This window comes from Solidesulfovibrio sp., assembly GCF_029978005.1.
GTDB lineage: Bacteria > Desulfobacterota > Desulfovibrionia > Desulfovibrionales > Desulfovibrionaceae > Solidesulfovibrio.
Window position 1 is genome coordinate 49,890 of record NZ_JARKOZ010000123.1, and the last position, 20,823, is coordinate 70,712.

Genomic DNA, 20,823 nt, shown 5'->3' on the forward strand with positions numbered 1-20,823 from the left:
CGTTACAGAAGGCCGATGATCTTCCACCAGGGCACGACCACGGCCAGGGGCAGGATGAAGACGATGGCGGTCAGGGGGACGCCGAAGCGGATGACGTCCTTGTCCGTGTACAGACCCTGCTTCTCGCCCAGACCCACCAGGATGTTCATGTGGTGGAAGGGCAGGATGTAGTGGATGAAGATGGCGATGTAGACGAGCAGCGACGGCACCAGCGGGTTCATGCCGGCCGAGTCGCCGAACTGGATGAGCGTGGGGATGGCGATGCCCATGACGGCCATGACGCTGCCCAGGCACATGTGGATGGCCAGGGCGATGCAGGTGACGAACAGGGCGAACAGGAAGGCGTTGGCCGGGGCGGCGGAGGGCAAGAGCACGCTGGCCACCCAGGCGTTCATGCCGGAGACGGCCCCGACCCGGCCGATGGCCAGGGCGGCGGTCAGAAAGAAGGCGGTCTCGATGGGCACGTCGCGCCAGGAGCTCGGCTTGAGCACGCCGCCCACCTTGGGCAGGGCCAGCCCCATGGCCACGACCAGGGCGATCCAGCCGCAATGGATCTTGTGCAGGCTGTCCGTGGCCCACAGCACGATGGCCAGGCCGATCCAGAGGATGCAGCGCCACTCCGCGCCGGTCAGGGGGCCGAGGTCGGCCAGGAGCTTGCGCATCTCCTCCTTGTTCACGTGCACCTCGGCCGTGGGCTTGTAGAGCATGAGCTGCAGGGCCAGCGTCAGGATCGTGGCGGCGATGCCGGGCAGGCCCATCATCCACAGCCAGCCGAGCCAGCTGACGGCCTGGCCGGACATCTCCACGGCCACCGGGTTGACCGTGGCGTCGCCCGTGAGGAGCACCATGGAGGTGGGCACGGAGCCGGCGAACACGGCCAGGCCGATGTTGACGGCGTCCTTCACGGGGATCTTGGCGCTTTTGACGATGATGCCCACCACGGACATGATCAGGAAGCTGCGCGGCCAGGGATGGGGGATGATGAAGCTCAGCAGCAGCCCGAGCACGTACATGCCGACGATGATGCTGCGGTAGGAATTGACGTACTTGATGATGTAGGAATAGGCGATGCGCTTGCCCAGGCCCGACTCGTTCACGGCCGATGCGATGAGGTAGGCGCCGATGATCATGTAGATGATGGGCGTCGTCCACAGGCCGAACACGATGTTCGACGGCGCAACGCCGAGGAGGACGTACAAGGTCAGCAGGATGACCGAGGTGTAGCCGGGATGCATGACCTTGGTCGCCCACCAGATGACGGCCAGCAAGCTGATGGCCAGGCATCGCTGCCCGGCGGGCGCGATGTCGCCGAGTGGCAATATGCCGACGAGCAGAGCCACAATGATGCCGCCGATGAATCCGATCATACTGATGTTTTTCGCCATCCCTCTCGTGCTCCTTCCTGAATGAGTATTTGTTCAATTCATCATGCTTCTCCGGTCCGGTGTCCATCGCATATTCCGCATCGCCAACGTGCATGATTTGCAAGTCCGTTCCTGTCGAAGCGCAGTAGGGGCGGCCTGCGTCCCCTACGGTTTCGGAGTCGTCCGACCGGGCGCGAAAGAGGCCCCTTGCCGGCGAGCCTCGCCGGCAAGGGGCCTGGCGGCGCGGCCGTGCCGGGCGGGGCTACTTCCCGGCGTTCCCGACGAGCCGCAAGGGGCCGGCCGCGGGCAGGCCCGGCAGGACATCGGTGGCGGACTGCATGCCGTCGATGAGGCTTCTCAGGCGTTTGGTCTGGCCGGCCAGCTCGGCCACGACATTTGCCGAATGGTGCTGCGCCTGCGCGGATTCCCCGGCCAGGCGGTTGATGTCCGCGATGCTGCGGTTGATCTCCTCGGTGGTGATGGACTGCTGCTCGGCCGCCGTGGCGATGGCCCGGACCTGGTCCGTGGTCCGGTCGACCAGGCCGACGATGGCGGCCAGGGTTTCGCCGGACTGGCCGGCCAGGGCGGTGGCCTCGTCGATGCGCTTGGCCGCCAGTTCGACGTTGTCGATGTTCTGGCGGGTGCCGTGCTGGATGCTGCCGATGGCCTCGCCCACCTCCTTGGTGGCGGCCATGGTCTTTTCGGCGAGCTTTCGCACCTCGTCGGCCACCACGGCGAAGCCGCGCCCGGCCTCGCCGGCCCGCGCCGCCTCGATGGCGGCGTTAAGCGCCAGCAGGTTGGTCTGGTCGGCGATGTCCGAGATCACGGACATGATGCGGCCGATGCCCTCGGCCTGCTGGCCCAGCTCGCGCATGTCCCCCTTGAGGGACAGGGCCTTGGCCTGGACCTCGCCGATGCTCCGGATGACCCGGGTGACGATGTCCGAGCCGTCGCTGGCCGTGCGGCGGGCCTGATCCGCGGTTTCGGCCGCGTCCGAGGCGCTCTGGGCCACGGCCAGGACCGTGGCGTTCATTTCTTCCATGGAGGTGGCCGTCTCGCCGATGCGGTTGGACTGTTCCTGGGAGCCCTGGCTGGACTGGGCGAGCTGGGACGAAATGTCCCCTGTGGCGGCGTCGACGGCCGAGACGATGCCCTCGAGCTGGTCTGCGGCTTGGAGCATGCCGGCCTGGCGGGCGTGCTCGGCCTGCCGCCTGGCCTCCTCGGCCTCGGCCGTGGCCTGTCGAGCTTTTTCGGTCTCGGCCGCGGCCAGGGATTCCTTGGATTCGGCCTCGCCGATCTTGCCCTTGAGGTTTTCCACCATCTTGGCCATGGCCCGCTGGAGGGAGCCGATCTCGTCGCGGCGGTCGGCCCCGAGGGCGGTGTCCAGGTCGCCGTCGGCGATGCGGCTGGCCGCCGCGACCAGCGCGCCGACCGGCCGCAGCACGTTGATGGACAGGATGGCCCAGACGCCGCACACGAAGATCAGGACGATCCCTCCGGACATGGCCAGGATGGCGAGGCCGAGATGCCTGGCGTCGGCGAAGGCCTCGTTGGCGTTGACGACCATGCCCACGACCCAGCCGGTATGTTCCGACCGCTTGAAGAGGATGATCCGGCGCTGGCCGTCCTCGACCACGTCGAGGGAGCCGGCCGACTGGGTGGCGATGCGGCTGCCGTAGGCGGCATCCTTGAAGATGTTGCGCTTGCCCACGAATTCGCGCTGGGGGTGGGCCAGGATCAGGCCGTCGGCCGAGGCGACGGAGGCGTAGCCCTTGGCCGAGGTCAGGGGATCGACGAACTCCTTGGTGAAAAGTCCCAGGCGGATGCCCGCGACCAGCACGCCCAGGGGCTTGCCGCCGTCGCCCACGGGCACGGCGACCACGAAGACCGGCTCGCCCTTGTCGGCGCTTAAAAGCGGCGAGGAAAGATAGGGCCGCCCCTCCATGGCCTTCCTGAAGTATTCCCGGGCGGCGAAGTCCTTGCCGGTGAGGGAGTCGTTGGAACTGGTCAGGATGACGCCCTTGGCGTCGATGAGGAACAGGTTGTCGTAGTTGGGGTGCCGGGAGACGACGTCGGCGAGCAAGGCCCTGGCCGCGGCCAGGGCCTCGCTTTCGGAGGCGGACTGCTTCGCGGCCGCGACGATGGTGGCCGTGTGGCTTATGGAAAGAACCTCGTTGCGCGTGTCCTCTATCCAGAGGTCTACGGTGGACAGGAGCGAAGCCAGATTGGTTCTGGCCATTTCAAGGGAGATCTCTTGCAGCGAATCGGTGCTTCGCTGGTAGGTGAACCAGGTGGTGATGGACATGCCTGCAATGATGAGCGCAATCGTAGGCAATATGAATTTGGCCTTCAATTTCATGTTGCACCTGCTTTAGATGATTTTCTCTCACATGGTGTCGACCGGTCTGCCTTCCTTGTCCTGTTTTGCGGCGAACATCTTCTGCATTATATGTATTCAAGGGTAAATTTACCGGTCAAGGCGATTGCATTGCATTCTATGCATATCGAGTATGCCGAAGACGAATGCGGCGTCCGCAAGGCGCATGCCGCCGGTGTCGCTTGTCGGAATGAAAAAGCGGCCCGCCCCGACCTCGGGACGGGCCGCTCCCCGGCGGCCGCGCGGCGGCGGACGGCGAATCCGCGACGCGAGGCGGATGCGCGAAGCCGGCTCAATACTTGTAGGTGAAGCCCAGGGCGACCTTCCAGGAACCGCCCATGTCGTCGACTTTGTGGACCAGGCGGCGTCCCCAGACGCTCTCCTGGAAATCGCCCTTGGCCCAGCCGGTCTCCATGCGGATCTTGAGATTCTCGTAGAGGGAGTATTCGCTGTCGAGGTTCACGGCGAACTCGTGCTCGTTGCTGGTCAGGTCTCGGCCCATGCTGAAATACGGGTTGCTGCCGGCGTAGAGGTCGCCGGCGCCCAGGTAGTAGTTGAGGAAGCGCACGGCCTTGGGCGAGTTGTTGCCGTGGATGTAGGCGAAGGTCAGGGTGTTGGAGAGTTTTTCGACCAAGGAGATGTTCTTGAGCGACGCGGCCAGGCCGTAGGTGCCGACCGGATCCACGCCCATGTTGGAGTTTCTGCCCAGCGCCTGGCCGCCGTCAAACAGGAACGAGCCGCCGCCGGGTCCCCAGGCCGGGCGGGAGTGGGGCATGCGCTCGGAGCCGTTCATGGTGGAGGAGTCCTCGCCGGTTCCCCACCAGGCGAAGAGTTGCGGCGTGAGCAGGTCCCAGCCGGTGAATTCCGTGCCGAAGTCGATGAACCAGCCGCCGCGCTTGCTTTTCTTGCGGTCGTCCGTCGCGCCGCCGCCGTACATCACATCGGCGTAGAAGCGTACCGGATCCAGGGCGTTGACCTCGAACGCGCCGCCGCCCCAGTAATAGAGGTTCTGCTGGTTCTTCCATTTGGTCGGCGTGACCAGGGTGCCGGCGGACAGCAGGTCTTCGGCCACGGCGGCCTGGAAGAAGGTGGAAGCGTAGGTGGTGTAGAAGGCGGTGCCCTTGCCGGCCACGCCCAGGATGGCCCAGGGGGTCACCTTGAAGCCCGGCGTGGTCACGGGCAGGGTCAGGAAGTACCAGTCCAGTTCGTCGTCGGACTGGCTGGTGGTGGTGTCGTAGGTGCGGTTGGTGTCGATCATGCGGGCGAAGCCGGCGTTGAGCGAGAGGAGGTCCGGGATCAGCGGCGCGCGCACGGTCAGGGCGGCGGCCGTGTCGTCGAAGAGCAGACTGCCGGAGAAGATGGGGCTCTGGGGAAAGCTCAGGTCCTGCAGGCCGGCCGTGACCTCGACGTCGCAGCCCGGCCATTTGAATTGCAGGAAGGCCTGGTAGACCAGGATGCCGTTGGCGTCGGGGTTGGCCGCGGTGTAGGTGCCGTTGCCCCAGGCGTTGTCGATCTTGATGCCCAGGCGAAACTTCACGGCCTCGTTGGCCACGAAGTCCGTGCGCACGCGCAGGCGCTGCCAGACCTCGAAGGTGTCCTCGGTCTTGGTGCCGGCCTTGGTCCAGGTCGGCGTGTTGGACGTCCAGGCGCCGTTGTTCCAGCCGGTGAAGTTGTGGCCGCTGAAGTAGACGCCGTAGACGCGCGCGTCGCCGACGAACTTCACTTCCGTGGCCGCCCGGGCCGGACCGGCCGCCAGGACTATGGCCAGCAAGACAAACACTGCGGCAAATCGCATCGTTCCTCCCTTCGTTACAGGTTGCGCAACAGCCGATTGACGTTCCCTTTTCTCGCATCCCGTCGGGATGTTTCTTGATGCCCATGGTAGAAAAGCGCCCGGGGCGAGATCGCAAGAGAACACCCCCGGACACGTGCAGCAATGAAGCGGCAGTCCGCCCCCCGTAGCGGAATCCCGGATCGAATTTGCTTATAGGTCGTCAACAACAGAGAACTGTTTGAATTTATGCCCAGCCGACTGACGGGCTTCAAGAGCATTTTCTGCAACCTGACTATACCGAAAAAGCATCATTGCCCCTGTCGGCCGAGAGGAAAGGCGGCTGTTGTTTGAAAGGTCTTCCCTGGATGTCGATTACTGCGTCGCCGCCTCGGAAGAGGCCTTGAACCGCTCTGGGGCGCGGGGCATCGGCAACTCGGATCTGGGAGCGGGCGGGGCAGCCGTTCCAGCCATTGGACCGGAGTCGGCATTTGCCTCTCCGCGGGAACAACGATAGAAACAGGTCGCAAGGTTATCCGCCGGCCGGATGCGCGAATACCCCGAGGCCTGCCCCGGCCGGCCGGGCGTGTCCCTCCCGGGGCGGCGCAGGTCGCGCTTGCCGGGCCGGCGGAATCGGGTGCGGCGCGGCCGGCGCGACGATCGCCCCTCTCCGCTTTGTGGGTCGAGGACCGAAACGAGGCGCTTTATCCGGTCGCAGTCACCCCCGACACCCGACGGCATGCGCATGATGAGCATTCTCCGGCCGATGCCGGCCGTCCTCCTGGCGCTTGCGCTCCTTGCCCCTGTCCTGGGATGCGCCCGGTCCTCCGACGAGACGCCCGGAGCCAGGAGGGGCGTGCTCGACCTTTCGGGGTGGGCTCCGACCCGCGACGGCCCGGTCGCCCTGGCCGGAGAGTGGGAATTCTATTGGGACCGCCTGCTCGCGCCGGAGGATTTCACGGCCGGCCTCGCGCCGCCGTCCGGGTACATGCGCTTTCCCGGCTTCTGGAAGGGACAGGCGCTTGACGGCCAGCCTTTGCCCGGCGAGGGGCAGGCCACCTTCCGCCTGCGCCTCGCACCCGGCACGGACGCCGGTCCGCTGGCCGTGCGCATCGTCGGCGTTTCCGCCGCCTACCGCTTGTGGGCCAACGGGAAGCTCGTCGCCGCAAGCGGCGTGGTGGGGGAAAGCGCCGCCACGGAAACCCCGCACCGCTCCCTGGTCCTGGCCCGGTTCGAAAGCGACGGCTCCCCGGTCGAACTGGTGCTCCAGGTGTCCAACCACTATTACGGCCGGGGAGGCATGCAAAATCCCCTCAGGCTGGGCCTGCCGGAGCAACTCGAAAAGGAGCACATCCGCATCTGGGCCTTCGCCATGTTCTTCGTCGGCAGCCTGCTGGTGATGACCGTGTATCACTTCGCCCTGTATTTCCTGAGGAAGAAGGACGCCTCGCCTCTGTATTTCGGCTTCGGCTGCCTGGTGATCATCGGCGTGTACGTGACGCTGGACGCGTCCGACTGGCTGGTCGAACTCTTCTTGCCCCAGGCCGATCCCCTGGTCGTCGGCAAAATCGCCCTCATCTGCTTCGCCGTCCTGGCCTCGGTGCTGTACCGCTTTTACCGATCGCTCTATCCGGATGAGTTCATTGTATTCATCCAGTATGTCTGCGACATCAGGAGCGTGGTGTTTGTTTGCATCATCCTGACGCAGCCGGGCATCGTCATCTACGGCGCGATGCGTTGGCTGGCGGTCGTCACCATTTTCCTCAACGCCTGCTTTCTGGTCATGCTCGTCCTGTGTCTGAAGCATGGCCGCGACGGCGCACGGATTCTTTTTCTCGGCTACATTCTCTTGTCCGTAACCTCGCTGAGCGACATCTATCGGAATCTCTTCACCTTCAACACGATGCACCTCCTGCCCGTCGGCATGCTCGCCTTCGTGCTGTCCCAGGCCCTGGCCATGGCCCAGCGTTTTTCCACGGCCTTCAAGTCGGTGGAAAACCTGTCCCAGGCCCTGGAGGCCAACAACGCCGTCCTGCTGGCGGAAATGGACGAACGCACCCGGTTGGAGCGGGAGATCGTCAACGTCAGCGAGGAGGAGCGCCGCCGCCTGAGCCACGATCTGCACGACGGCCTGTGCCAGCAGCTTTCCGGCGCGAGGTTGCGCTGCTCGGCCCTGGAGCGCCGATCCATCGCGGAACCGGGCGTGGCCGAGGAAGTTTCGGATCTTTCCCTGCTGCTGGAGGACTCGGTCAGCCAGGCCTACGACCTCTCCCGCGGGCTTTGGCCGGTGGAGCACGCTCTGGGGGACGTCGGCCCGTCCCTGGCCGAGCTGGCGCGGCGCGTCGGCCAATCGAGCGGCGTGGAGGTCGCGTATCGCGAGGATCTGGGCTGCGCGCCTTGCCGCAACGAGCACCTCGTCCAGTTCTACCGCATCGCCCAGGAGGCGGTGGCCAACGCCGTCAAGCATGCCAGGCCCACCCGGATCGACATAACCTTGGCTTGCGGGCCGGACCGGCGACTGACCCTGGCCGTTCGCGACGACGGCGTCGGCCGCCGGGCGGCGCGGCCGACAGGAGGCGGACTGGGCCTGCGGATCATGGCCTATCGGGCCAGGATGATCGGGGCGGAGCTTTCCATAGACGACGGCGCGGCCGGCGGGACCGTGGTGTCCTGTTTCCTGGCCTGCGCCGCCGACGGGACAAGACAGGAGGGTGCCGATGAATGACGCCGCTGCATCCGGAACGCGTATTTTCCTGATCGACGACCACCCGGCCATGCGAAACGGCCTGTCGCTGCTGCTGCGCCAGGTCGGGCACACGGTCTGCGGCGAGGCCGGCTGCCGGCAGGAGCTCCTGGACCGCCTCGACGGTTCCGGGGCCGCCGTGGCCCTGGTGGATCTCTCCCTGGCCGAGGAATCCGGGCTGGACCTGATCGACGACCTGGCGGCCCGGGGCATTCCGGCGCTCATCTATTCCATGCACGAGGACCGGGGGACCATCGAGCGGGCCTTCGCCCGGGGAGCCCGGGGATACGTCGCCAAGCGCGAGGTCGCGGACGTGCTGCTCACGGCCATCGAGGCGGTCGCCGCCGGGGAGCGCTACGCCAGCCCCGGGGCCCTGCGCAGCCTGGCCGGTCGGGTCCTTTCCCCGTACGATGGCGAGGAGGCCGCCTTGAGCCGGCGCGAGGAGCAGATCCTGGACGGGCTGGGGCGCGGCGAAACGAGCGCCGAGATGAGCAGGTCGCTCAACATCAGCGCCCATACCGTGGAAACGTACTACGGCCGGCTGATCCGCAAGCTCGGGCTCTCCAGCATGAAGGAACTGCGCAAGTTCGCCATCCGCCGGCACGGCTGAGCTTTCGGCGACTTCTCCGTCGCCGACAGGCGCATCGACCGCTTCCACGTCTGTGCCGTCCCGGGGAACCGGACGGCCATCACCGCGCCCGGCTCCGGCTCGGGTCGTCTTCCGGCCCGGCCGAGGCGACCGTCGCCGCCGCCGCCCCCCCGTCCCTGCCCCGACCGTGCCTGCCGGCCTCGCCTCACGCTCCGGGCCGGACCTGGGGGGGCTGGCTCGGCAGCACCAGGTGGAACTCGACCCCGGGCGTATGGCGGCAACTGGCCGGGCGCGACGGCGTGCGGCAGAAGATGAAGCCGTCGTGGGCCTCGGCCACGAGCTTGCTGAAGGCCAGCCCCAGGCCGATGCCCCGCCGGCCCAGGCCCTCCTCTGTCTTGACCGTGAAGAACTTCTCGAAAATCGTTTCCTGGTAGGCTTCGGGCACGCCGAAGCCGGTGTCCGCGATCACCGTCCAGACGTAGCTTTGGCCGTCGGCCAGCCGGCCCTTGTACTGCCGGGGCAGGTAGGGGCTCGCGGCGATGCAGCCGGCCGCGAGGCTGGCGGTGCTCACCTGGATGTTGCCGCCGACGACGTTGTAGTTGATGGCGTTGGACAGGATGTTGCTGATGGTCCTTTTGATGCGGAACAGGTCGCAATGCAGGGTCAGGCGCTGGCCGTGCTGGAGGAAGCGGACGTCGAGCCCCTTCTCCTCGGCGAGCAGCGAGTGCTCCTCGATGCACTGGCTGATGATCTTGTTGATGTCGTAGTGGCTTTTGTGCAGCTCGAACCGGCCGTTCTCGTCGCGGAAGATGTCGAGGAAGGCGTTGACCATGCTGCCGAGCTGGTCGTTGGTGTTGCGCGCCAGCTTGAGGATCTTCTCCTGGTTGTCGCTGATCGGGCCCAGGCGTCCGGCGGCCAGGAGCTCCAGGGCCCGGTCGATGGCCAGGATGGGGTTTCGCATGTCGTGGGTGAGCATGCCGACCAGGTCTTCCTTCATCTTGGCGATGCGCTTTTCCTCGGTGATGTCGCGCAGGATGGCCACGTAGCGCACGGCCTTGCCGGATTCGTCGTTGACCCGGGAGATGGAGATCTGCACGGGAAAGGGCGTCCTTTTGGCGGTCAGGGCCGTGAGCTCGAAGCGGAAGTTGTCCTGGCCGCCGTGTTCCAGGCTCGTTTTGTAGGCGGCAAGGACGTGCTGGTCCTGGACGAACCGCATGAGGGACTGGCCGCAGAAGTCGTTGAGGGAACAGCCGAAGACCTCGGCGCAGCGGTCGTTGCTCGTGTCGATGATGCAGTCCGTGTCCACCGAGATGATGCAGTCCGAGACGCTGTTGATGAGCTTGTTCAGGTATTCCTTGGATTGCAGGGAAAGCATGATCCTTTGCAGGGCCATGTCGCTTATGGTCTGCGTGATGACGGACATGAGGTTGACGATCTTGCGCAGCCGCGCCCGCTTGACCTGCGGAATCCGGCGCAGGGCCTGCAAATAGCCGTCGATGTCCGTGACGCCGATGCGCGTGGCCCGGGCCACGGCGTCCTGGGCGGGGATGGAGCCCTCCAGAACCTGGCCGCCGTTGAGGTTGGCGATGTGCTGCCCGGCCACGATGATGGGCGTGGCGCAGTCCACCAGACCGGCGTTGAGGCAGTCGTAGACGTAGGGCTCCTTGGAGTCCAGGGACATGCGGCCGCCGTAGGCGTCGCTGGCGTAGCACCGGGCGCGGCCCTCGGCGGTGGCCCGGCAATAGTCCTTGCAAAACGAGCAGAAGTTGGACTCGCTGGAGATGGGGCGGCCTTCGGTGTCGGCGATGACCGAACCGATGCCGCAGGCCTCGTTGACGGCCTGGAGGATCTCGTCGAGCTTCTCCTTGGGGATGAGGTCCAGGAGCTGGATGGATTCTTTCATGGCGTTGCCGGACGTCTTCGGGCGAGGACGGCGGGGGAGCGCGGCCCCCGGGGACGGCCGGGCGGACCTACGCGAACAGGCCGCTTTCCCGGGCGAGGATGGCCGCCTCGAACCTGCTGCTGACGTTGAGCTTCTTGAAGATGTTTTTGACGTGGGTCTTGACGGTCTGCACGCTCAGGTACAGGGCGTCGGAGATTTCCTTGTTGTTCTTGCCCTCGGAAACGAGCTTGAGGATCTGCTTTTCCCGGTGGGTGAGGCTGTCGAGGTCCCGGCCGGGAGCAGGGGGCTCGGTCTCCACGTCGGCGGACAGGTTGACAAGGTAGGGCGAGACGATGGGCCGGCCGGCGTGGAAGGCGGCGATGAGCCCGGCCAGGCCGTCGATGTCGATGGTCTTGAGCACGTAGCCGTCGGCCCCGGCCTTCATGGCGTCCTTGATGTAATTGGTGTCGTTGTAGGTGGAAAGGGCCAGGAGCTTCATGGCCGGAAAGGCCTTGCGCAGGACGCGGATGGCCGGAATGCCCGACAGCCCCGGCATGTCGATGTCGATGAGCGCCACGTCGGGCACGGTCTTCTGGATTTTTTCGATGGTCTCGAAGCCGTTGTCCGACTCGCCGACGATGGCGATGGTCTCGATGCCTTCGAAGGCCAGGCGCAGGCCGATGCGCAGCAAGGGATGGTCGTCCGCGATAAACACCCTGATCGGCTGGATCTCCATGCGCCGCCGTCCCTTTTCCTGGAGGGTTCCCGGATCGCGCCGCTCGCGCTTCGCTTCTTTTCCCGACCCTATACGCGGCATCCCTTTCCGTGTCGACAACGGCCCCCGGGCCGCCCGCTCAGCCGCCGATGGTGACCCGCACCGGGGAGCCCTCCAGGAGCGCCGCCAGGGCGACGACCTCCTCCCGGGCGTGAGGGGAGACGCCGCGCAGCGGGTAGTCCTTTTCGAGTTGCCCCCATTTCGGCTCGCCCATGCGGTGGTAGGGCAAAAGGTCCAGGGCCGCGACATGGGAAAGTTCGGCCGCGAAGGCGGCCGTGCGGCGCAGGTTTTCCGGCCCGTCGTTGAGCCCCGGAACGAGGGGGACGCGCACGCGGATGGGCAGGCCCAGGGCGTCCACGCGCCGGAGGTTGTCCAGGATGCGGGCGTTGTCCACGCCGGTCAGGCGGCGGTGCGCCTGCGGGTCCATGTGCTTGACGTCGTAAAGCACCGTGTCCAGGTGGGCCATGACCGGGAGCATGACCTCCCAGTCGGCGTAGCCGCTGGTTTCCACGGCGGTGTCGAGCCCCCGTGCCTTGGCCGCCCGGGCCAGGGCGAGCAGGAACCGGGGCTGGGCGAAGGGCTCGCCCCCGGAAAAGGTCACCCCGCCGCCGGAGCGGTCGTAGAACTCCCGGTCGAGCTCCACCTCCTCCAGCACCTCGTCCACGGTCAGGTGGCGGCCGCAGATGGTGATGGCGTTGGCGTAGCACACGGCTTGGCAGGCGCCGCACTCGGGCAGGCGGCAGGCCGCCTTGTCGATGGCCACGCCGTGGGGCCCGTCGGCCGTGATGCACCGGGCCGGGCAGGTCTCCAGGCACTTGCCGCAGCCGATGCAGTTGTTGCGGATGTAGAGGAGCTCCGGGCGCGGGAGCATGTCCTCGGGATTCTGGCACCACTGGCAGCGCAGGGGGCAGCCCTTTAAAAAGACGATGGTGCGGATGCCCGGGCCGTCGTGGATGGAGAACCGCTGAAAGTCGCTGACGAGCCCGACGGGCTCCCCGGCCTGGGCGGCCTTGGGCGCGTACAGCTGGAACCGCTTGCGTAACGTCATGCCTGTCCGTGTTTCCTTGGCTTGGTGGCCCGGGGGAGCCGCCCGCCCGGGGCGGGCGGCTCCGAACCGAAGCCGTCGGGCTTAGAACATCTGCTCGGTGCGGGAGATGATGTCCTCCTGGATGGCCTGGTCCAGGGAGGTGAAGAACGCGCTGTAGCCGGCCACGCGCACCACCAGCCCCCGGTAGTTTTCGGGATGCGCCTGGGCGTCCCGCAGGGTTTCCTTGTTGATGACGTTGTACTGGATGTGGGTGCCGCCGCCGTTGAAGAGCGTCTCGGTCACGGCGATGAGGTTGGAAATGCCCTGGCTGTCCTTGAGGGCGTTGGGGTGGAACTTCATGTTGAGCAGGGTGCCGTTGGAGGCGATGACGTGGTCGAGCTTGGTCACGGACTTGACCGAGGCCGTGGGGCCGGAGTGGTCCATGCCCGAGACCGGGGAGACGCCGTCGGCCAGGGGCGCGCCGGCCTTGCGGCCGTCCGGGGTCGCGCCGACCACCGCGCCGAGCGGCACGTTGGCCGAGACCGGATAGAGCCCGGGCTGGAAGCCGCCGCCCCGGGGGTTGGTGTATTTCTCCACCTCGCGGCAGTAGGCCAGGGCCGCCTCGTGGGCGATGTCGTCGGCGTAGGGCTCGTCGTTGCCGTACTTGGGGGCGCGGTTGAGCAGCATCTGGCGCAGGCTCTCGCCGGCAACCCCGGCGAAGTCGTCGGCCAGGGCCGCCTTGATCTCGGCCAGGGTCACGGCCTTGTCCTCGTAGACGAGCTTTTTGAGCGCCGCCAGGGAGTCGGCCACGTTGGCCACGCCCACGCCCTGGGGACCGGTGAAGTTGTAGTGCGCGCCGCCCTGCTGCAGGGACAGGCCCTTGGCGATGCAGTCGTCGACCAGGGAGGACAGGAAGGGCAGGGGGGCGCGCTGGCCGTGAGCCACGTCCACGGCGTTGTCCGAGATCACCAGCAGCTTGACGAAGTGGGCCATCTGCTTGCGGTAGGCGGCCATGAGGTCGTCGTAGGTGGCGAGCGTGGTCAGCTCGCCGGTGCTCGGGCCCAGGCGTTCGCCGGAAAGCGGGTCCACGCCGTCGTTTATGGTCAGCTCCAGCACCTTGGCGATGTTGAAGAAGGCCGCGTCGTGCCAGCCCTCGGTCTTGCCGCCCACCTGGGGCTCCACGCAGCCGATGATGCCGTAGTCGCGGGCGTCCTCGCGGGTCAGGCCGCGGCTTAAAAGCGCCGGGATGATGAACCGGTCGTTGTAGTAGGCCGGCATGCCGAGCCCCAGGCGCGTGACCTCGGCCGCCTTCTCGTACAGGGCGCGCGGCGTGTCGCTGTGGACGCGGATGGAGATGGAGGGCTGGTAGAGCTTGGTGTTGGCCGTGGCCTGCAGGCACATGTAGGACAGGGGGTTGGTGGCGTCCTCGCCCTCGCGGTCCACGCCGCCGACGATGAGGTTCTGGAACATGGGATAGCCGCCGAAGGCCTTGGTGGAGCCTTCGTCGCGCACCTTGTTGATCTCGTTGAACTTGATGAAGAGCAGGTCCAGGAGCTCCTGGGCCTTTTCGGCCGTGACGGCCTTGTCGGCGAGCAGGTGCGGGAACAGGTACTGGTCGAAGCGCATGGGCGAGATGGAGTGCCCGTTGGATTCGATCTGCAGGACGAGCTGGATGAACCAGAAGGACTGGAGGGCTTCGGCGAAGCTCCCGGCCGGCTCGGCCGGCACCTTGGCGCACACGCGGGCGATTTCCAGCAGTTCGGCCTTGCGGCCCGGGTCGGCCTCCGTGGCGGCCATGTCGGCGGCCAGGGCGGAAAAGCGGCCGGCGAAGCGGATGACGGCTTTGTTGGCGGCGGTCACGGCGGTCAGGAACTGGTGCTTGGCCAGGTGGGCCGGGTTGGTGAGCTCGAGCTTGGCCAGCTCGGCCTCGGCCGCGGCGACGACGCCCGAAAGGCCTTTTTCCAGGACCAGGGCATAGTCCACGCTGATGTGCCCCACGCCGTTGAAATAGTAGTTGCCCACGGTGAAAACGCCCCGGCGCTGGGCCTCCTTGCTTTCCGGGGTCATGAGCGCCGTGGCCAGCTCGTTGGTGGTGCGGCCGTTCCAGTAGGGGAAGAGTTCGCGCAGGACGGCTTTTTTCTCCTCGGAGATGAGGAACACGTCGCCGGTGCGCTTTTCCAGGCGGTCGAGCTCGTCCTCCAGCCATTTGCAGGAGAATTCCGGGAACACCGGGGCCGAGCGGGGCTTGGTGCACTGGTTGCCGACGATGATCTCGTCGGGCTGGATGAAGATGGTCATGTTGTCGAGGATCTTCTCCAGGGCCCTGGCCCGGCGCAGGATCACGGGCTGGTCCTCGGTCTCCTTGTAGGCGGCGGTGACGAGCTGGGCCCGCTCCACGCAGATTTCCGGGACGACGGCGATGAACCGTTCCCGGATGGCCTCCACCCGGGCGGTGGGTCCGGGCAGCTGCAACACGTCGATCTTCTCGAGCAAGGCTTGTTCGGCTGGGCTTGTCATGACGGCGTCCTCCTGATGACGTTGGATGCGCGGGAAACCCCTTTCGACGACGGGCGGCTCGCGGTCCCGGGCCCGGCGAGGAAAACCGTTCGGCGACGTCGAACGGGCGGATCGTCTTGGAATCCGATGTTTGCCCATTACGTCTTTTTCGCGGAGTCACTCTATCACCAAGAAGGGTGATTTTTCTCCCCCGGCCGTGGTATTTCGCGCCGCTTGCCGCCCTGTGCCCGCATTTTTCCATTAGGAACCGTGACAGGAATCCCGCCGGGCGGGGCCGTCCGACGGACGGCGGCCGCTCGCGGCGGCGACGCGCCCGGGCAGGCCGGGTCGCCGGTTCGCCCGGCAGCGTCGCCGCTGTCGCCCCTGGGGCGGGGCTGTCTGCGTCCCGAACATAGGAATTTATCGGTACGCAAATGTTCGCTGATTCGTCGTCGTCTGGCCGGGTGGCGACTTCGCGTGGAGAGGATTTCGATTGTGGCAAACTTTCTAAAGTTTCATGGAAATCGTGCGCCCTTCACGGCCTGTCGCCCAGGCGCGCCAGCCGGGGGGTGCGCCGTTTTCCTGGGGTACTATTGACGTAATAGTTTTACAATTGTATCCAGAACGTCACCATACGAGCGTTCGCCGCCCGGTCCCGCGCCGACGGCAAGGGAGCTTGTCCATGACCTGGCACGATGAGAGCGAAAACCAGCTCATCTCCCGCGTCGCCTGGCTGTATTTCAACGAGGAGCTCACCCAGGCCGAAATCGGCGAACGGCTTGGCCTCACCCGCCTCAAGGTCAACCGCCTGCTCCAGGCCGGGCGCGAGGCCGGCCTCATCCGGGTCGTCATCAACACCGCCTTCAAGGACTGCGTGGAGCTCGAAGCCGGCCTCGTCCGGGAGTACGGCCTGGTGCGCGCCATCGTCGTGCCCACCCCCGAGCGCGGCGGGCTGCACTACTACGACGCCGTCGGCCGGCCGGCCGGCGAATACGCCTCCCTGCAACTGCGCGACGGGCAGCGCTTCGGCGTGGGCTGGGGCTACACCATGCGCGCCGCCATAAACGGCATGGTCAGCCGGACCGTGCGCGGCGTCTCCGTGACCTCGCTCTACGGCGGCGTCCCCAGAAGCCCGGTCAACCCCTTCGACTCCACGGCCATGTTCGCCCGAAAGCTCCAGGCCGAGGTCTGCAACCACCTGCCCGCGCCCATGTTCGTCTCCACCCCGGAGGTGCGCGAGACCATCGCCGCCCAGCCCTTTTTCCGCACCTTCTACCAGGAAGCCCTGGATGTGGACATGATCCTGACGGCCGTGGGCGACATCTCCGCCCAGGCCACCAACATCGCGCTGGGGGCCATCACCCAGGACCAGCGCCGCGACCTGGCCCGGGCCGGGGCCGTGGGCGAATTCTTCGGCCGCTTCCTGGACGCGGCGGGAAACGTGGTGGACCACGAGGTCAACCGTTGCAGCATGTCCCCGGATTTCGCCGGGCTGTGCAAGGTCCCCCACATCGTCCTGGTCTCCGGGGGCATGGCCAAGACGCCCATACTGCAAGCCGTGCTGCGGCGCGGCTACGTCCACGTGTGCGTCACGGACGCGGGCACGGCCGCCAGCCTGCTCAACGTTTAGCCGAGGTGGAATCATGGACAGACAGGAACACCTGCGCCGTCTCCAGGACGGGGAAACCTTCGACCTCCTGGTCGTCGGCGGCGGGGCCACGGGCTGCGGCATCGCCCTGGACGCCGCCACCCGGGGGCTTCGCGTCGCCCTGGTCGAGCGCGACGACTTCGCCCAGGGCACCAGCAGCAAGAGCACCAAGCTCGTGCACGGCGGGGTGCGCTACCTGGAAAAGGCCATCATGAAGGCCGACAAGGAGCAGTTCGACCTGGTGCGCGAGGGGCTTCGCGAACGCGGCCGGCTGCTCAAAAACGCCCCCCACCTGGCCCATCCCATCCGCCTCATGACCCCGGTCAGGACCTGGTTCCAGGCCGCCTACATCTTTGCGGGCCTGGTGCTCTACGACCTGCTCGCCGGCCGCCTGGCCCTGGGCCGCAGCCGCCTGGTCGGCCGGGCCACGGCGCAAAAGCTCTTCCCGCAGCTCAACCTCGACGGCTACGCCGCCGCGGTCATCTACTACGACGGCCAGTTCAACGACGCGCGCATGGCCGTGGCCCTGGCCCGCACCGCCGCTTCCCACGGGGCCGTGTGCGCCAACCACGTGGAAGTGACCGGCCTGGTCAAGGAAAATGGCCGCATCCGGGGGGCCGAGCTTCGCGACCGCATCGGCGGCCGGACCTGGACCGTGGCGGCCAAGGGCGTGGTCAACGCCACCGGCCCCTTCGCCGACGCCATCCGCCGCATGGACGACCCGCAGGCCCAAAGCATGCTCAAGGCCAGCTCCGGCATCCACATCCTGCTGCCGGCCGGGACCACGCCCGAGGACCTTGCGCTCATGATCCCGAGCACCGAGGACGGACGCGTGCTCTTCATGATCCCCTGGCAGGGGCACGTGCTCTTCGGCACCACCGACGAGCCGGCCGACGTGGCCTTCGACCCCGCGCCGGAGCGCAAGGACGTGGACTACCTGCTGCGCTACGCCAGCGCCTACCTGCGCCGGCCCGTCGCGCGCCAGGACATCCTGGCCGTGTGGAACGGCCTGCGCCCGCTGGTCTTCGACCCGAAAAAGAAGAACACCCAGGAGCTGGCCCGCTCCCACGTCATCGACAAGAGCCCCTCGGGCCTTCTGACCATGGCCGGGGGCAAGTGGACCAGCTACCGGGCCATGGCCGAGGACGCCGTGGACGCGGCCTGCGCCGCCTTCGGCCTGGGGCGGGGGCGTTCCTGCGCCACGCGCGAGCTGCGGCTCGTCGGCTCGCGGACCTTCTATCCCGAGGCCTGGCGGGACCTGGCCGCGCATCACGGCGTGGAGCCGGCCCTGGCCCGGTCGCTTTTCGCCCTTTATGGCGACGAGGCCGGAAAAATCCTGGAGCTCGGCCGCCGACACGACCTGATGCGGCCCGTGCATCCGGAGCACCCTTACATCGGCGCGGAGGTCCTCTTCGCCGTGCGCCACGAGATGGCGCGCCGCGTCGGGGACGTTCTGCTGCGCCGGCTCCCCCTGGGACTCGTCGACATGCGCCATGCCCGGGAAGCGGCCCCGGCCGTGGCGGAGATCATGGGCCGGGAACTCGGCTGGGATGACGCGCGCCGCGCAAGCGAGGTGGAGAGCGTCCGCCGGCTGTTGGATGCCTGGTTCGCCGGGCACGGGGCGATGGAGCCGCAGCGGACGAACACGTCGGCAGAGGCAGGCCTGGACAACCGGTCCCTTCCCGCCACGGAAGGGAGGAGGCAAACGTCGCAAGCGCTGTAGGAGGGGTCGAGATGAACGGATCGTCACTGGGGAAGGAACTTTTTTCCGAATTCATGGGGACCATGATCCTCATCATATTCGGAGCCGGCTGCGTGGCCATGAAGGTCTTTTTCGGAGAGGGGCTCAATATCAGCTGGGACACCATCACCTTCGGCTGGGGGTTCGGCGTATTTTTCGGCGTGCTGGCCAGCCTGCGGTCCGGGGCGCACATCAATCCGGCCGTGACCCTGGCTTTGGCCGTGACCGGCCGGTTTCCCTGGAGCAAGGTGCTGCCTTATTCCCTGGCCCAGATCGCCGGCGGCTTCGTGGGCGCGGCCATCGCGTTTCTCGACTTCAAGGCCAAATGGCTGCTCTTTGACCCGCAACTGGTCAAGACGGCGGGCATCTTCTGCACCTTCCCGGCCGTGCCGGGCTTCTGGCCGGGATTCATCGACCAGGTCATCGGCACCGCCGTGCTCATGTTCGGCATCCTGTCCATCGGCGACTTCGGGGCCAAAAACGGCGTGGTCTGGATCGGCCCGGTGGCCGTGGCCATGCTGGTCATGGCCATCGGCATGAGCCTTGGCGCCATGAACGGATACGCCATCAACCCGGCCCGCGACTTCGGCCCCCGGCTCTTCGGCCTGGTCGCCGGCTTCACCCAGCCGAACCTCATGGATACGAGCATCGTGCTCGTGCCCATACTCGGCCCCCTCGTGGGCGGGCCCCTTGGCGCGCTCATTTACGACAGGACCACAGGCGCTCTGAACAAGGACCCCAATGTCGACTATTGCGAAGACGGCGCGCAGGAGTGTTAGCCATGAGCCAGTACGTGTTGGCCCTTGACCAAGGCACGACCAGTTCCCGGGCGATCCTTTTCACGCGCGAAGGCGACATCAAGCAGATCGCGCAAAAGGAATTCACGCAGATCTACCCCCAGCCGGGCTGGGTGGAGCACAACGCCAACGAGATCTTCGACACCCAGTCCTTCGTCATGAACGACTGCCTGCAACAGGCCGGCGTCGAGGCCTCGGAAATCGCGGCCGTGGGCATCACCAACCAGCGCGAGACCACCGTGGTCTGGGACAAGGCCACGGGCGCGCCCATCCACAACGCCATCGTCTGGCAGGACCGCCGCACGGCCGGCTTCTGCGACGAACTGAAAGAGCGCGGCCTGGAGAAGGTCATCCGCGAAAAGACCGGCCTGGTCGTGGACGCCTACTTTTCGGGCACCAAAGTCAACTGGATGCTGGACAACGTGCCGGGCGCCAGGGCCAGGGCCGAAAAGGGCGAACTGCTCTTCGGCACCATCGACGCCTGGCTCATCTGGAACCTGACCAAGGGCGCGGTGCACGTCACCGACGCCTCCAACGCCAGCCGCACCATGCTCTACAACATCCGCACCGGCGACTGGGACGACGAACTGCTCAAGATCCTGGACGTGCCCCGTTCCATGCTGCCGCGCGTGAGCCGGTCCTCGGAAGTGGTGGGCGAGGTCCATCCCGAGTTCCTGGGCCGCGCCCTGCCCATCGCGGGCAACGCCGGCGACCAGCAGGCCGCCACCTATGGCAACGCCTGCCTGACCGAGGGCATGGCCAAGAACACCTACGGCACCGGCTGCTTCATGCTCATGAACACCGGCAAGGTCGCCCGGATCAGCGAGAACAATCTCCTGACCACCGTGGCCTGGTCCACCTCGGCGGGCATGCACTACGCCCTGGAGGGCAGCGTGTTCATCGCCGGCGCGGTGATCCAGTGGCTGCGCGACGGCCTGGGCATCATCAAGAGCGCCCCCGAGGTGGAGCAGCTCGCCCTGTCCGTGCCGGACAACGGCGGCGTCTACCTCGTGCCCGCCTTCGTGGGCCTGGGCGCGCCCCACTGGGACCAGTACGCCCGCGGCGCCATGGTCGGCATCACGCGGGGCACCACCAAGGCCCACATCGCCCGGGCGGCCCTGGAGTCCATCGCCCTGCAGACCCTCGACATCATGGACTGCATGCAGAAAGACGCCGGCATCAAGCTCGCCACCCTGCGCGCCGACGGCGGGGCCACCCGCAACAACCTGCTCATGCAGTGCCAGGCGAACGTCCTGGGCGTGCCGGTGGAGCGGCCCAGGGTGACCGAGACCACGGCGCTCGGGGCGGCCTATCTGGCCGGATTGGCCGTGGGCTTCTGGAAAAGCGAGGACGAGATCACGGCCATGTGGCAGCTGGACCGCCGGTTCGAACCGAACAAGGACCCGGCCGAGCGCGAAAAGCTGATCCAGGGCTGGCAGCGGGCCGTGGAACGCAGCAAGAATTGGATCGAGTCCTAGTGTCGCGTCCTCAAAATTAATACATATTTAAGCGACCAGCGGTTTGCCGGTGTAGGTCCACTTGAAGGGCTTTGCCCAGAGCTCGTTATAGTTCTTGATGTACTCCATGATCTGGCCGACGAGTTGTTGCTTTGA

At 66.6% G+C, this 20,823-nt stretch carries 13 protein-coding genes; 6 read left to right on the plus strand and 7 right to left on the minus strand.

What is annotated here, in order from left to right; translation table 11 throughout:
- Nucleotides 1-2: 2 nt before the first annotated feature.
- The 3 genes from Q1K70_RS14260 to Q1K70_RS14270 all read right to left on the minus strand — a co-directional run bounded on the left by Q1K70_RS14260 (nucleotide 3) and on the right by Q1K70_RS14270 (nucleotide 5,536).
- Nucleotides 3-1,385 carry an SLC13 family permease gene (locus tag Q1K70_RS14260; protein WP_300160876.1) on the minus strand — a complete coding sequence of 461 codons (1,383 nt, stop codon included), beginning with the start codon at nucleotides 1,383-1,385 and terminating at the stop codon, nucleotides 3-5.
- A gap of 241 nt (nucleotides 1,386-1,626) precedes the next feature.
- Entirely contained in the window at nucleotides 1,627-3,723 is a 2,097-nt protein-coding gene (locus Q1K70_RS14265; RefSeq protein WP_300160878.1) for a methyl-accepting chemotaxis protein, read from the minus strand.
- Nucleotides 3,724-4,033: 310 nt separating this feature from the next.
- Complete coding sequence (locus tag Q1K70_RS14270; RefSeq protein ID WP_300160880.1) at nucleotides 4,034-5,536, minus strand: outer membrane homotrimeric porin; 1,503 nt, start codon at nucleotides 5,534-5,536, stop codon at nucleotides 4,034-4,036.
- Nucleotides 5,537-6,368: 832 nt separating this feature from the next.
- Between Q1K70_RS14270 and Q1K70_RS14275 the strand changes: the two genes are divergently transcribed.
- Together Q1K70_RS14275 and Q1K70_RS14280 are read left to right on the plus strand one after the other, a co-directional pair.
- Nucleotides 6,369-8,237: a sensor histidine kinase gene (locus Q1K70_RS14275; protein ID WP_300160882.1), complete on the plus strand. Its 1,869-nt coding sequence runs from the start codon at nucleotides 6,369-6,371 to the stop codon at nucleotides 8,235-8,237.
- On the plus strand, nucleotides 8,230-8,865 hold the full coding sequence (locus tag Q1K70_RS14280) for a response regulator transcription factor (protein ID WP_300160884.1): 636 nt from the start codon (nucleotides 8,230-8,232) through the stop codon (nucleotides 8,863-8,865). The genes Q1K70_RS14275 and Q1K70_RS14280 overlap by 8 nt, the downstream gene beginning before the upstream one ends.
- Nucleotides 8,866-9,049: 184 nt before the next feature.
- On the opposite strand, the gene Q1K70_RS14285 is transcribed toward Q1K70_RS14280, so the two are convergent.
- From Q1K70_RS14285 to Q1K70_RS14300, 4 genes are all read right to left on the minus strand, one after another.
- Complete coding sequence (locus Q1K70_RS14285; protein WP_300160886.1) at nucleotides 9,050-10,747, minus strand: PocR ligand-binding domain-containing protein; 1,698 nt, start codon at nucleotides 10,745-10,747, stop codon at nucleotides 9,050-9,052.
- A gap of 67 nt (nucleotides 10,748-10,814) precedes the next feature.
- Nucleotides 10,815-11,462, minus strand: coding sequence for a response regulator transcription factor (locus tag Q1K70_RS14290; protein WP_300160888.1), 648 nt, complete (start codon nucleotides 11,460-11,462; stop codon nucleotides 10,815-10,817).
- Nucleotides 11,463-11,580: 118 nt separating this feature from the next.
- Entirely contained in the window at nucleotides 11,581-12,549 is a 969-nt protein-coding gene (locus Q1K70_RS14295; RefSeq protein ID WP_300160889.1) for a glycyl-radical enzyme activating protein, read from the minus strand.
- Between the two features lie 81 nt (nucleotides 12,550-12,630).
- Entirely contained in the window at nucleotides 12,631-15,045 is a 2,415-nt protein-coding gene (locus tag Q1K70_RS14300; protein WP_300160891.1) for a glycyl radical protein, read from the minus strand.
- A 661-nt stretch (nucleotides 15,046-15,706) separates the two neighbouring features.
- On the opposite strand from Q1K70_RS14300, the gene Q1K70_RS14305 reads away from it, so the two are divergent.
- Genes Q1K70_RS14305 through glpK form a run of 4 tightly spaced genes read left to right on the plus strand, consistent with a single transcriptional unit; the run spans nucleotide 15,707 to nucleotide 20,688 of the window.
- Complete coding sequence (locus tag Q1K70_RS14305) at nucleotides 15,707-16,654, plus strand: sugar-binding transcriptional regulator (protein WP_300160893.1); 948 nt, start codon at nucleotides 15,707-15,709, stop codon at nucleotides 16,652-16,654.
- A gap of 13 nt (nucleotides 16,655-16,667) precedes the next feature.
- Nucleotides 16,668-18,395 carry an FAD-dependent oxidoreductase gene (locus Q1K70_RS14310; protein WP_300160895.1) on the plus strand — a complete coding sequence of 576 codons (1,728 nt, stop codon included), beginning with the start codon at nucleotides 16,668-16,670 and terminating at the stop codon, nucleotides 18,393-18,395.
- A gap of 11 nt (nucleotides 18,396-18,406) precedes the next feature.
- Nucleotides 18,407-19,192 (plus strand): MIP/aquaporin family protein, encoded by a 786-nt coding sequence (locus Q1K70_RS14315; protein WP_300160897.1) that lies wholly within the window; start codon nucleotides 18,407-18,409, stop codon nucleotides 19,190-19,192.
- A gap of 2 nt (nucleotides 19,193-19,194) precedes the next feature.
- Nucleotides 19,195-20,688: a glycerol kinase GlpK gene (gene glpK / locus Q1K70_RS14320; RefSeq protein ID WP_300160899.1), complete on the plus strand. Its 1,494-nt coding sequence runs from the start codon at nucleotides 19,195-19,197 to the stop codon at nucleotides 20,686-20,688.
- Nucleotides 20,689-20,823: the final 135 nt, after the last annotated feature.